At 71.9% G+C, this 12953-nt stretch carries 13 protein-coding genes and 1 tRNA gene; 5 read left to right on the top strand and 9 right to left on the bottom strand.

All coding sequences use genetic code 11. The features are described 5' to 3' along the window. Positions 1-46: 46 nt before the first annotated feature. Positions 47-892, bottom strand: a complete 846-nt coding sequence (gene rsmI, locus AB0A63_RS06005; protein WP_360385829.1) for a 16S rRNA (cytidine(1402)-2'-O)-methyltransferase — start codon at positions 890-892, stop codon at positions 47-49. 24 nt (positions 893-916) lie between these two features. On the opposite strand from rsmI, the gene AB0A63_RS06000 reads away from it, so the two are divergent. After that, positions 917-2458 carry a phospholipid carrier-dependent glycosyltransferase gene (locus AB0A63_RS06000; protein WP_360385827.1) on the top strand — a complete coding sequence of 514 codons (1542 nt, stop codon included), beginning with the start codon at positions 917-919 and terminating at the stop codon, positions 2456-2458. Between the two features lie 175 nt (positions 2459-2633). On the opposite strand, the gene AB0A63_RS05995 is transcribed toward AB0A63_RS06000, so the two are convergent. From AB0A63_RS05995 to AB0A63_RS05980, 4 genes are all read right to left on the bottom strand, one after another. Continuing rightward, positions 2634-4607 carry a serine/threonine-protein kinase gene (locus AB0A63_RS05995; RefSeq protein ID WP_360385825.1) on the bottom strand — a complete coding sequence of 658 codons (1974 nt, stop codon included), beginning with the start codon at positions 4605-4607 and terminating at the stop codon, positions 2634-2636. A 243-nt stretch (positions 4608-4850) separates the two neighbouring features. Further along, positions 4851-5435, bottom strand: coding sequence for a hypothetical protein (locus AB0A63_RS05990; protein ID WP_360385823.1), 585 nt, complete (start codon positions 5433-5435; stop codon positions 4851-4853). Beyond that, complete coding sequence (locus tag AB0A63_RS05985) at positions 5432-5695, bottom strand: hypothetical protein (RefSeq protein WP_360385821.1); 264 nt, start codon at positions 5693-5695, stop codon at positions 5432-5434. Before AB0A63_RS05985 ends, AB0A63_RS05990 begins: the two co-directional genes overlap by 4 nt. A 45-nt stretch (positions 5696-5740) precedes the next feature. Beyond that, positions 5741-6574 carry a hypothetical protein gene (locus AB0A63_RS05980; RefSeq protein ID WP_360385819.1) on the bottom strand — a complete coding sequence of 278 codons (834 nt, stop codon included), beginning with the start codon at positions 6572-6574 and terminating at the stop codon, positions 5741-5743. 63 nt (positions 6575-6637) lie between these two features. Between AB0A63_RS05980 and AB0A63_RS05975 the strand changes: the two genes are divergently transcribed. The 4 genes from AB0A63_RS05975 (at position 6638) to AB0A63_RS05960 (ending at position 10132) form a co-directional block, all read left to right on the top strand. Beyond that, complete coding sequence (locus tag AB0A63_RS05975; protein ID WP_360385817.1) at positions 6638-6991, top strand: cyclic nucleotide-binding domain-containing protein; 354 nt, start codon at positions 6638-6640, stop codon at positions 6989-6991. Between the two features lie 51 nt (positions 6992-7042). Further along, positions 7043-7300, top strand: coding sequence for a helix-turn-helix domain-containing protein (locus AB0A63_RS05970; protein ID WP_360385815.1), 258 nt, complete (start codon positions 7043-7045; stop codon positions 7298-7300). 94 nt (positions 7301-7394) lie between these two features. Further along, a complete protein-coding gene (locus AB0A63_RS05965; protein ID WP_360385813.1) occupies positions 7395-8123 on the top strand; it encodes a hypothetical protein in 729 nt (242 codons plus the stop codon). Continuing rightward, a complete protein-coding gene (locus tag AB0A63_RS05960) occupies positions 8120-10132 on the top strand; it encodes a hypothetical protein (RefSeq protein WP_360385811.1) in 2013 nt (670 codons plus the stop codon). Before AB0A63_RS05965 ends, AB0A63_RS05960 begins: the two co-directional genes overlap by 4 nt. 595 nt (positions 10133-10727) lie before the next feature. Here the strand turns inward: AB0A63_RS05960 and AB0A63_RS05955 are convergent. From AB0A63_RS05955 to glpR, 4 genes are all read right to left on the bottom strand, one after another. Continuing rightward, positions 10728-11099 carry a cupin domain-containing protein gene (locus AB0A63_RS05955; RefSeq protein ID WP_360385809.1) on the bottom strand — a complete coding sequence of 124 codons (372 nt, stop codon included), beginning with the start codon at positions 11097-11099 and terminating at the stop codon, positions 10728-10730. 89 nt (positions 11100-11188) lie between these two features. Beyond that, on the bottom strand, positions 11189-11941 hold the full coding sequence (locus AB0A63_RS05950) for an excalibur calcium-binding domain-containing protein (protein WP_360385807.1): 753 nt from the start codon (positions 11939-11941) through the stop codon (positions 11189-11191). A gap of 130 nt (positions 11942-12071) precedes the next feature. After that, positions 12072-12144, bottom strand: a tRNA-Ala gene (locus AB0A63_RS05945). A gap of 58 nt (positions 12145-12202) precedes the next feature. Beyond that, a complete protein-coding gene (glpR, locus tag AB0A63_RS05940) occupies positions 12203-12931 on the bottom strand; it encodes a gephyrin-like molybdotransferase receptor GlpR (protein ID WP_360385805.1) in 729 nt (242 codons plus the stop codon). Positions 12932-12953 lie beyond the last annotated feature (22 nt).

Here is a 12953-nt window from a genome sequence, read left to right as displayed (position 1 = left end):
TCCCCCAGGGGAACGCGGGAGTCCCGCGTTCCCCTGAAAAGGCAGGTCAGCTTGACCTGACCGCCGCGTCGTAGAGCGTCTTCTTGCTGATCCCGGCCGCCTCCGCGACCTCGGCGGCGGCCGACTTCATCCGCTCCCCGTCTGCGACGCGCTGCCTGACCTCGGCGACGAGCGTGTCGAGGTCCGGCGTGTCCGCCACGGGAGCGGGGCCGAGCACCACGGTGATCTCGCCGCGTGCGCCGTCCACGGCCCACTCGGCGAGCTCGGCCAGCGACCCGCGCACGACCTCCTCGTACTTCTTCGTGAGCTCGCGGCACACGGCGGCACGGCGGCCGGGCCCGAGCACCTCGACGGCGTCCTGGAGCGTGTCCGCGAGCCGGTGCGGGGCCTCGAAGAAGACGACGGTGCGCTGCTCGGTGGCCAACGGGGCGAACCAGCGCTTGCGCTCACCGGACTTGCGCGGCGGGAACCCGTCGAACGCGAACCGGTCGCTCGGCAGCCCGGACAGCGCCAGCGCCGTCGTGACCGCGGACGGCCCCGGCAGGCACGTGACGGTGATGTCCTGCTCGACACACGCGGCGACGAGCCGGTAGCCGGGATCGGACACCGACGGCATGCCGGCGTCCGTCACGAGCAGCACGGTCTCGCCGCCGTGCAGCGACTCGAGGAGCCCCGGCAGGCGCGCCTGCTCGACCTGGTCGTAGAAGCTGATCACCCGCCCGGAGGGTTTGACCTGCAGTGCCGCCGCGAGGCTGTGCAGTCTGCGGGTGTCCTCCGCGGCGATGACGTCCGCCGTCGCCAACGCCTCCACCAGGCGCGCGGAGGCGTCGCGGATGTCGCCGAGCGGAGTAGCGGCGAGGACCAGACGGCCTGAACCGGATACAGGACTCACGTGGTTCACCCTACGATCGGCGACGTGACAGTCCTCGTGCAGCCAGGAGAGGCGCCCGCCGCCGTCGCGGAGGAACCGCGGACGGACCGCGCGGCGGCCCTCGACCCACCTCCGCACGGCAACCGGTTGCGCGGGTGGCTGGTCACGATCGCCGTGACGCTGATCGGCGCGGTCGTGCGGTTCTGGAACGTCGGGTACCCGACGGACAAGGGCACGCCGATCTTCGACGAGAAGCACTACGTGCCGCAGGCGGCGCAGGTGCTGCGCAACGGCGGCTACGAGGACAACCCCGGCTACGAGCTGATCGTCCACCCGCCGCTCGCCAAGCAGCTCATGGCCATCGGCCAGGCTCTCTTCGGCTACGACGGCATCGGCTGGCGGTTCGCCTCCGCACTGGCGGGCGCGATCACGATCCTGCTGATCGTGCGGATCGCCCGCCGCCTGACCCGCTCGGACCTGCTGGGCGCGCTGGCGGGCGTGCTGCTCATCGCGGACGGCGTCTCGCACGTCCAGTCCCGGATGGGCATGCTCGACATCTTCCTGGCGCTGTTCGTGGTCGCCGCGTTCGGCTGCCTGGTCGTGGACCGCGAACAGGTGCGGGAACGGCTCGCGGTCGCCGTGCGCGAGGGTTTCGTGACGAACTCGGCCTTCGGCCCGTGGCTGGGCTTCCGCTGGTGGCGCTTCGGCGCGGGCGTGATGCTCGGCCTGGCGTGCGGCATCAAGTGGTCGGGCATCTGGTACATCGCGGCGTTCGGCCTGCTGACGGTCGTCTGGACCGCATTGGCGCGGCGGGCGGCCGGCGTCGAGGAGCCGTGGCTCGGGTCGATCGCGAAGGACGTCCTGCCCTCGCTGGGCGGTCTGGTCGCGATCCCGGTCCTGGTGTACCTGGTGACGTGGTTCCCGTGGATGGCCAGCGAGACCGGCATCGACCGGCACGTGGTCGGCACGAAGGTGCAGGACATCAGCTACGTCCCGGACGTGCTCCAGTCGCTCTGGTACAACGCGAAGAACGTCTACAAGTTCCACGTCGAGCTGGTCACCTCGGAGACCAACCGGCACCCGTGGGAGTCGAAGCCGTGGACGTGGCCGATGGGCCTGCGCCCGATGCTCTACTACTACGACAACTCGGTGACCGGCTGCGGCCAGGCCTCGTGCCTCGGCGCGATCATGCTGATCGGCACCCCGGCGCTGTGGTGGGTGGCGTTCCCGGCGATCGGCTGGGCGATCTGGCGGGCCGTCGGCAGCCTGGACTGGCGCTACGCCGGCGTGCTCGTCGGCTACCTGGCGGGCCTGCTGCCGTGGTTCCTCAACCTCGACCGGCAGATGTACTTCTTCTACGTCACGCCGATGGCACCGTTCCTGGTGCTGCTGATCGTGCTGGCGCTGGGCGAGGTCCTCGGCCGTGCGCGCGCGGGCTCCGAACGCCGCGGCACCGGTCTGCTGGTCGTGGCGCTGTACGTCGGCATCGTGGTGGCGAACTTCGTGTGGCTGTGGCCGATCCTCAACGGCAACCCGATCACGCCGGAGATGTGGCAGCAGCAGCTGTGGCTGCCCAGCTGGCGCTGAGCGGTCGCGGCCGGTGCGCGGGTGAGTGGTGAGGCGATCGGCGGAAACCGCCTCACCACTCTTCGCGGGGCATCGCGGTGGTGCTCCGATGCCGGGGCTTCGCGGGTGGACCACCGCCTAGGTCGTTGGCGACGAAACAACCGTTACCGCCCCGCGAGGGGTTCACCCGGTTCGCCTACATCGGCATGTGCTTCGTCGGCGGCGGTCCCGGCTTGCTGATGAACTTCGTGACCGGCCCCTCCTTGCTCATCCCGGCCCGTTCCAGGAACTGCGCCATCTCGCCGCGCACCTGCGCCAGCGTCGGGCGGCGGCCCGGTTCCGGGTCCATCGCCGCCAGCAGCAGCCGCGCGTGGGCGCTGTTCTGCGGCAGCTTCGTCACCGGTTCGCCCTGGGCGGCGGCCATCAGCGAGGAGATCGGGTTCTCGCGGGAGCCGCGCGGCGGATGGCCGGTGAGGGCGTAGGACACGGTGGCGGCGAGCTGCCACGAGTCCGAGGCGGGGGACGCGGCCTCACCGCGTGCCGTCTCCGGCGCGAGGAAGTCGGGGGTGCCGACCATCATGCCGGTGGCGGTGAGGGTGCTGTCGCCCTTGGAGCGGGCGATGCCGAAGTCGATCAGGTGGGCGGTGCCCTGGACGTCGACGATGACGTTGGACGGCTTCACGTCGCGGTGCAGGACGCCGCGGGTGTGGGCGGAGGTGAGGGCGTCGGCCATGTTCAGCCACAGCCGGGCCGCCAGCTTGTCGTCGATCAGGCCGTTCTTCATGACCGTCTCGGACAGCGACGCGCCCTCGATGTACTCCATCACCAGCGCGAGGCCGTCCGGGTCCTGGACGATGTCGAACACCCGCACGCAGTTCGGGTGGCGGACCGCGGCCAGTGCGCGGGCCTCGCGGAGCATGCGCTGCTCGGTGTCGTTGTCCGGGGCGTGCGCGAGCTTCACGGCGACGGTGCGGTCGAGCTGTTCGTCGACGGCGAGCCAGACCGTGCCGAAGCCGCCGGAGCCGAGCTGGCGGACGCGGCGGAACCGGCCGTTGCCGGGGTTCCACACCTTGCCCGACTTCTGCACCGGTGCGGGCGACTCCGCGTTCGCGGCGCCGGGGCCGAACGGCAGCGGACCGGGGGTGTCCGCGAGCACCGCGGGCCGGGACGGCTGCGGTGGCTGCGGGTTCGCCTGGGACGGCTGCTGGAGCACCTCGGCCACCCGCGTCGGCGGGTACTGCTGCGGCGGGGGCGGCGGCTGGTTCACCGGGCGCATCGGCCGGTTCATCGGCGCCGGCTGGTACTTCGGCACCTGTGCCGGCTGGTAGGGCGGCGGCTGCTGCTGGGCGGCCGTGATCGGCTTGGTCGCCGCCTTCTTCTGCGGCAGCTGGGGCTGCTGAGAGGGCTGCTGCGCGGTGTTGCGCGCCACCGGCTGGGGTGGCGCCTGGTTCGCGTTGCGGTCCTGGGACCGGTCACGGCCGGGGCGATTCAGCATGGCGGTAGTCAACCCGAAGATGCGCACGACGATCGACCCGATCACCGCGATCGGGAAGAACCCGAGCAGGACGTGCCCCACCAGCGTCACGGGCAGTGCCGACGTGGACGCGAGGAGCACCAGGAACGGCGGCCAGAACACCCGGCGCGGCCAGTTGGGCCCGAGCCGGAACGCCGACCCGGCCTGCAGCATGACGAACAGCAGGCACAGCAGGCCGAGCACGATCGTGATTCCGGCGGCGACCAGGAACAGCCACTCGTCGCCCGGCGCGCGGAACACGCCGAGGATCGACGGCGTGCCGTCGACGAGGTAGGCGCCCTGGGAGAACTGTCCGAAGCAGGTCGCCTGGTCGAGCGAGTCGGACCCGGCGATCGTGCGCTGACCGAGGCCCTGCACGGTGCCGCGCAGGATCAGCCACGGCAGCACCAGCGTGCCGGCGACGCCGAGCACGGCGAAGACGGCGCCCGTCACGGCGCCGTAGGAGTTGCCGACCACCCGGCGCACCGCGATGGCGAGCAACGCGGCCACGGTGGGGAAAAGGCCGAGAACGGCACCGAGCGCCGTCGTGGTCCACACCCAGTCACCGGGGCAGACGCTGGCGCCCACGAAACCGTGCAGCCACGTGAGCAAGGACTCCGCGAGCCCCACGACTCGAACCACCCCTTCCGCGATCATCCCCAGCCTAGGTGCCGATTCAGCCTACGGTGCGTGATCGGTGTGCGGCCGACGCCACAGCAACCAAAATCGCGTCCACTGCGTTGCACCTCCCGCACCTGGCCGGACCTCGCGAGAAATGCGCTCTTCTGCCCTCTAGGACGTGTCCGCGGCCTTGTCCGTTGAACGGCGGCTCATCACGGTTGGAGCCGGTTTGCGACTCGGAAGCGTCACGTGCCACGACCTGCGGTGTGGAATCGCCGCTCAGTTGCTGCGCAGCCAGTGCCGGTACCGCGCGGCCAGGGCGAGCGAGGTCAGGACCCCCTCCACGTGCGGTTTCGCCATGAAGTCCGCGGCACGCGACCTCGCCGGCCCCGGCTGGGCGGCGGGCTCCGGAGCGGCGGGCACGGGTGGTGGTGGTACGGCCGGGCGCGGCACCAGCGGGACGAACGGCGGCGCGACCAGCACCGGCAGCTCCGACCGGACGTTCCACAGCTCCTCCGCGGCCCGGTCGACCGCGCGGACCGCCAGCCGTTCCTCCCCGGCCCGCTGCTGGTCGAGCCGGTCGAGCAGCTCGCCGTCGGCGCCCAGGCCGAGCCGCACGACCTCGGCAACCGTGTGCAGGTAGGCCTCGACGGCGTCGTGCGCGGACCCGAACGCCTCGGACGTGTCGAGCCACCTCATCCGCGCCCGGTGCCGGTAGTCGTCGAACGCCTCGCTCGCCGCCCCGCGCCACGCCGGTGCCGTCGCGGCGGCGTGCGCGGCCGCGGCCGATGCGCTCTCGTCGCGCATCCGCCTCAGCCACTCCTGGACGGTCCGCAGGGAGTGGAACTCGTCGGGGAGCGTCACGCCGGCGGGGTGTCCACCTGCTCGTACAACCGAGCGGTGTCCCTCAGCCGGTGCACGGTCTCGTCGGCGTCGCCGCCCAGCACGCCGGTCGCGTGGCCGGCCGCACCGCGGAACCTGCTCAGCGCCGCGAACAGCTCACCGCGCCGCCCGTCCACCTCGCCGTCCGGGTGGACCGCCTGCTCCGCGACCTGCTCGACCGCCCTCGCGAGCGGTCCGGTGAGCGCTCTCAGCTCGGCCGGGTCGACCTCGAACCCCCGCACGGCACCCTCCACACCGGAAGTTTGACGCTGAACGATACCAACCTGTTACCTGATGAGCGCGCCGACGTCCGAACTGGACAGGAAGACGGTCTCCTCCTCCGCGGCGCCCGCGTCGACCACGACCGCGAGCCGCGCCGACGCCACGAACGGCAGCAGCTCCGCGCCCTCGACCTCCAGCCACCGGTCCTCCCACGGCAGCTCCTTCGCCCGCCGGTAGGCCACGAGCCGGTCGAGCCCGGTGAACACGAGCACTGCCTTCTCGTAGCCGTCGACGCTCGTGGTGACCAGCCCCGGCTCCCCAGGGTCGGGCAGGAACACGGTGGTGCCGAGCAGCTCCGCGGCCACGCCGGGATCACCTGCCCGCGCCAGCTCGCGGACCCGCGGCTCCGCGCGCGGCCTGCGGTACATCGGCCGCCCGTGCAGGACGTGCTCCAGCTCCACGGCGGTCGACGGCACCGAGGGGTCGACGCGGAAGTGCGGCACGCAGTTCAGCGCGAACGGGATGTCGTCGACGCTCGCGCCCGGCAGCACCGCGACGACGACCTTGCGCTTGAACTCCTCGGGCTTGCGCATGAGCATGCCGCGCAGGTGCTTGAGCTCGTACTCGGCACCGGCGCTCATGGGGCTGTCACCGCGGAACGCGAGCCGCCACCCCGCCGACACAGCGACCACGATCCGGTCCGCGTCCTCCATGCGCTGCAGGCAGTACGTGGACCAGTCGACGGGCAGGTGCTGGTTGAACAGGTCGAGGTCGGCGTCCACGCCGAGGCGGTGCAGCAGCTGCGCGAACGCGTGCACGGTGTCCCGCCACGCCTGGACGCGGGCGGCGTCCCAGCCGGGGCTGCTGTGCGCCCAGACGACGAAGGCTTGCGGCTGCATCGCGGAATCATGGCAGCCGGTCGTATGGACTCCAACGGATTAAGCCGGGCACGATGGACGACCGTGGCGGATCCCTCGGCAGCCCGCGGACGCGGCGCGTTGCGCACCGCGGGTGCGCTGCGGCCGTTCGCCGCGGGCGAGCACCTGATCAACGCGGGTGAGCGCAGCGACGAGGTGCTGCTGCTCGACTCGGGCCTGGTCAAGGTCGTGCTGCCGACGGCGGGCGACCGGGAGCCGATCACCGGCCTGTTCGGCCGCGGCGACCTGCTCGGCGAGCTGGGCGTCACCGGCGGCGTCCCGCGCAGCGCCCACGTGATCGCGCTCGCCGCAGGCTCGGCGTGGCACGTGGCCGGCAGCCGGTTCGTGGCGCTGCGGGCGACGAACCCGGACGTGCAGCGCCTGGTCGACCAGACGTGACGCGACCGCCAGCGCAACGCGGACGAGCTCCAGCGGCTGCTCGTGCGGCCGGTGCCGGAGCGGGTGGCGCTCTGCCTGCTGCGGTGGGCCCTGGCGTTCGGCGAGGAGGTCGACGGCGGAGGTCTGGAGCTGCGCGGACTGAGCCAGGACGAGCTGTCCCAGGCGGTCGCGGCGTCGGTGCAGCACGTCCAGGAGACGTTGAAGGCACTGCGGTCCGAGGGTCTGCTGCACACCGGCCGGCTGCGGTTCTGGCTGCCGGACCCGGACCGGCTGGGACATTTCATTGCCAAAGCGGACCGCGGGAACTGACAACTTGTTGTCCCGGTTTTCCGGGGATGGCCACCGCCGCGAGCCGCCAGACTCGACAGCTCAGTTCGGGCGCGAGCACCTCGGAGGCAGTGAGTTGAACCCCGTTCCCCAGCACCGCACCTTGCTCGGTGTCGACGTCATCGGCTCGGCACAGCTGCCGCCCCACCTGCTGGCGGCAGTCCCCACCACCGTCTCGGAGCTGCTGCACGCCGCCCTCTCGGCCGCGGGCATCGACCGGTCGGACGTGCTCGCCGTCGAGTCACCCGGCGACGGCGCCCTGCTCGTCCTGCCGAGCGAGCTGCTGGGCGCCGCCGTCGACGCGGCCGCTCACCTCGACCAGCTCACCACCGAGCACAACCGCTGGCGCAAGCCGGAGGTCCGCCTGCGCGCGGCCGTCCACACCGGTCCGGTCGGTGCGGACGGCGGCTTCTACCAGGCCAGGATCACCCACACCCGGCTCCTGGACGCCAGGGAGTTCAAGGCCCTGCTCACCCGCTGCCGCGAAGAGGGCGGCGAGGAGACCGCCAACACCGGCCTCATCGTCTCCGCGGAAGCCCTCGACACCGCCTTCAGCGGCAACCACACCCGCCTGGCCCGGCGCGCCGAGTTCGGCCCGCTCCCGGTGGCCAACAAGGAGTACCGGCACACCGCGTGGGTGCGCGTGCCCGGCTTCGACCCGCGCGCACTGACCGCGCTGACCACCACGCCCGCGCCGCCGGAGAGCGCGGCGCGGGTGGTGAACACGGTGCACGGCACCAACCACGGGGTGCAGGCGGGCGACATCCACGGCGGGGTCACGCTGTACGCGGGGCACCGGCCGTGAGCGAGGAGAAGAAGGACCAGCCGCAGCCGGCCGCGGAGGAAGTACCGGCCGACGCCGCGCCGCTGTCACCGGACGACGTCCGGCGCATGTCGAACGTCTCGCACGGCGACATGCACGGGATGCAGACCGGGGACGTGGCCGGCGACGTCAACTACTACGCCGCCATCATCAAGCCACAAGCCGATCTCATCGTGCGCTACGCGGCGCCTCAAGACATCGAGGACGTGCAGCGCGAGTTCGTGCCGCCGGGAGGCTTCGCGTCGGCACTCGCCGCGCTGCGCAGGGACAACGTCGTCGTCCTGTGCGGTCCGGGCACCGGGCGCACGTTCGCCGCCCGCCGGTTGCTGGCCTACGAGCTGCGGGTCGCGCGGATCGCCGACATGAACCGGTCCCGCACGCTGGGCACCCTGCGGGCCACCGAGCTGGAACCGGGCACCGGTGTCGTGCTGGACGTCCGGGACAGCCGCGACCGGCCGTTCACCGACCAGGACTTCTCCCAGTGCCGCGACGTCCTGAAGGACGCGGGCTGCCACCTCGTGGTCCTGCTGGACCACCTCGGCCAGGTACCCGCCGGTGCGGCGAAGGACGCCGTCCTGCTCACCGCACCGGCACCGGTCGAGGTCGCGCAGGCGGAGCTGCGCCGGCGCGGGCACGCCGGCGAGGCGGAGATGCAGACGCTCAAGGACGAGCTGGCTCCCGCGCTGGACGGCGCCTCGCCGGACAAGGCCGTGCGCGCAGCGGATCTCGCCGTGCAGATCCACGAGGAAGGCCTGCCCGTCGCGGAGGCGCTCGCGTCGCTGCGGGAGGAGGTCACCGCGGCCGTCGCGCGGTGGTTCGAGGAGCTGGACGTCCGTGCGCACGCCTACTCGTTCGCGGTCGCTGTGCTGGAGAACCAGCCCTACGAGCACGTCATGGACCGGGCCTGGGCGCTGGACATGGACATCAGGAAGGCGCGGCTCGCCGAGGGCCGCAGGTTGCGGCCGTGCTGCGTGCTCCACAAGCCCAAGGACCAGCTGCTGCGGGAGATCAGGGCGACGACCGAGGTTCGCGCCCACCCGAAGCACAAGGACATGTTCGAGGAGACGGTCCGGTTCGAACGCCACGACTGGGCGCGCGGCGTGTTCAAGCACATGTGGCGCCAGTACCCGGCGGCCCACCAGGTCCTGCGCGACTGGATGTCCGCGGACGCCGCGCTCGACCGGTTCAAAGAGGAGAGTGCCCAGGCCGTGTGCGAGGTGGTGCGGACCGTTCCGGCCCACGAGCCGCTGGCGATCGTCGAGAACCTCGCCCTGCAACGGCACTACGGCCGCCGCGGGCTGGCGGCGCGGGCGTTGGAGGTGCTGATGGACGACGTCGTGGTCCAGCCGCTCGCCGAGAAGGCGCTGGAGAAGTGGGTCAGGTCCGACAGCGCCTACCAGAAGTCGACGGCGGCTCGGGTGTACTCGTCCGCGTTCGGCCGCCGGGACCTCACCACCGCGCTCGCGAAGCTGACCGAGATCGGCAAGTCCGAGCAGTACACACCGCAGCGCGAGGTGGTCCTCGCCGTGCTGGCGATGCTCGTGGAGGAGGACATCCGCGGGATCGCGCTCGACACGGTGGTGTCCTGGACCGCGGGGCGTTACCGGCGCACCGGCCTGCAGCCGATCTCCCTCGTGCTGGGGCTCTGGGTCTCCGGGATCTACCGGACCCGCCACGAGTACTTCGTCGAGTTCGGCCGCGCGTTCCCGAAGCAGGTCAGGGACCTGCTCAAGCACGTGCTCGCGGACGAGGAGTTCGGCGGTTACGTGCTCGAACACCTGGGGGAGCTGGCACTGCACGCCCGGTGGGACGCCGTGAAGGCGGCCGAGCTCGTCCGGCTCACCCGGCTGATCGCGCCGGACCTGTCGTGGTGGCGGCGCAGGGACGCGGTCGACGCGGTGTGCTTCCAGCACCCGGCCAAGCGCTCGGAGATCCAGCGGATCTTCCGCATCGCGTGCAAGGTGCAGAAGGGCCGGGCTCAGCCGTCGTAGACCTCGTGCTCGACCAGCAGCCGGGTGCGTCGACCGCGGCGTGCGAGGTGAGGTGCCCGTCCCGACGCGTTATGGCTGGCGTGCGCGGGGTGGCGTGCGCGAGGCGAGGCGCCCGTCCTCGACGCGCCACGGCTGGCGTGCGAGGTGGGATGTCCGTCCTCGACGCGTCACGGCTGGCGTGTGGGGCGAGGCGCCCGTCCGGGAGCGCGGGCCGGTTCGAGGCGGGCGACCGGGCTCGGTTCCCGTCCCCCGGCCCGCGAGTCGCGGTGCAGGGCCGTGGGTGCGGGCGGCGAGGGCGGCGCGGAGGACGACGGGCTCGCCGGCCGTGCTACCGACCAGCACCCGCGCCTCGACCGCCGTCGCGCCGGGCACGACCGTGGGGTGGGCGGCCGCTCACCTCGCGTGCGGGGTCGTGGCTGACGCCGGTGACCCGCCGGAGGTGGCGGCCCCGAGTAATAAGGCGGCGACCACCGATTCCATGAGACCAACCTAGCCCCGACCGGCGCGTTCGCCGACCAGCTTCACCCCACGGGCGGGTGAGCCCGGAAACGTTGTACCGCAGGTGACTCAGGGTTCCGAGTCCACACCGGACGGGTCAGTGCCCGTGGTCGTGCTTCGGCGCGAACGGCTGGAAGACGTAGAACATCGTCACCGGCTGGTCACCCGCGACCGTCTCGTGGTCGACACCGGGCGGGACGACGGCGTAGGAACCGGCCGTGGCCTCGACGCCGCCGATGCTGACCGTGCCGTCGACGACCCACGTGTGCTGCGCGGCCGTCGGGTGGACGTGGCCGGCGTCCCGTGCGCCCGGTGCCATCTGGATCAGGCCGACGACCGTGTCGCCGGTGGGTGACCTCCACAGCATGCGGTTCTGCAGCCCTTCGTCGCCGTGCAGCGGGAACGGCTTCATCTGCGCGAGGGCATCCGGCGAGATGACGGTGACCTTGTCCTGCGGCGTGTCACTCACGGGCACGGCCTTTCCGGATCGGGGGCTATGACCGTTGTATAGGCGAAAAGGCCGCGGGCATTACGCCTGTGGACGCCCGTGTCCTTGCGCTATTCGCACGCCACGCCGTCGTTGTCCCGGTCGAGTGCGGACCGGTAACCCGGCTGGCCGCGGTAGAGCGGCGCCGCGCCGGCCGCCCTGGCCGCTGCGCAGTTCGCGTAGTACGCGGGAGCGGGCGCCGGCTGCGGCTGGGGTTGCGGCTGCGGCTGGGGTGCGACGGGCTGGGGCGCCACGGGCTGCGGGGCGACCGGTTGCGGGACAACGGGTTGCGGAGCGGGCTTCACGTCCAGGCCGCCGCACGACGGGCCCCAGAACCCCAGCGCGGCCTGCTTCGCGACCGCCTGCGCCTGCTGGACGGCCGTGTCGGCCTCGGCCAGCGCCCGCGCGGCGCCCTGGCTCACGGCGAGCACCGAGTAGTCGTTGCCGTCGGACAGGAGCAGCCGCAGCCCCGACACCTTCACCGGCTTGCCGACCAAGGTCTTGGTCGCGAACTCGGCCGACGCCGCCGCCCAGCACTCGCCGGGCACGGCCAGCCCGGCGACGACCACCTTGCTGCCGTCCGACAACGCCACCGTGCGACCGTCCACAACGGACGCGACGGTCACCGGCGGCGGCGTCGTCGTGGTCGTCGTCGTGGTGGTGGTCGTGGTCGTCGTCGTGTTCGACGTGGACGTGGAACCGGCGAGGTCGGCGGGTTCCTGCCCACAGCTCGCGACGACCATCAGGGACACGGCCGTGATGGCGACCAGGAGGATGCGGGGGTTCTTCGGCAGTTGTCGCCAGAGGGCGCGTGCGGCGGTCATGGCCGTCACATCGCGAAGCCCCGCATCCGGTGTTACCCGTGTCACTCAAAAGGCCCAGTGGACCGAACGTCCATTCAGGACAAAAAGAAGAAGTCCGGTGGTCGTGGTGACCACCGGACTTCTTCTTGCGTGGAGCTGAGGGGAATCGAACCCCTGACCTTCTCGATGCGAACGAGACGCGCTACCAACTGTGCTACAGCCCCTTGCGGTGTTACGAGAGAACTATAGCAGGGCGGAAAGAGGTGTTTCACCACCCCCCTCCTATGCCCCGACAGCGCCCCGGTACCGCAGCGACTCCACTCCGTCGAGCTCGACGAACACCGGGTCCTCGTCGTCGGAGTCGACCGGGATCGTGCCCGGGAGCACGTGGTGCTCGTAGCGCGGCAACGGCGGCAGCGCCGGGAGGTCGTCGGCCACCTCGGCGACGTCGACGACCTCGACCTCGGTGGTCTCCAGCGCCTCGACGACCACCGGCGCGTCCGCCTCGACGGCCGGGGTCTGCTGCTGCGGGCCCGTCGCACGGCGGCGGCGGACCTGTTGCAGGCGGGCGAGCCGGCGGGCGCGGATCTCCTCCTCGATCCGCACCTGGCGGCGCAGGTACGTCAGGTAGCCGGCCAGCAGGAGGTCGAGGCCCGCGTGGGCGTACCAGAGCGGCGTCCAGAAGACGCCGGCGACCACACCGGTCGCCACGGCGGCGACCAGCAGGAACGCCACGACTCTGCGGCGGAACGCGTACTTCGCCTGCGCGACCAGCGCGGCGGTCTCCGGGTCGTAGCCACCGCGGCCACGCCGGAACGGGCGTTCGACGTACTCCTCCTCGTCGAAGTAGTCGTCGTCGATGTCGTGGATGTCGTCGTACTCGGCGTCGGGCATGGCGTCGTACTCCTCCCCCACGCTGCGCGCACTCTCCTGGCGCTTGCGGGCCACCATGGGGACGAGGACGACCAGCCACGCCACTACCAGCGCAACGATGATCAGCGAACTCGGCATTCCCCGTTCACCTCCCCCGGCC

This window comes from Lentzea sp. NPDC042327, assembly GCF_040647275.1.
Lineage (GTDB): Bacteria > Actinomycetota > Actinomycetes > Mycobacteriales > Pseudonocardiaceae > Lentzea.
This window is presented reverse-complemented; position numbering and strand designations above follow the sequence as displayed.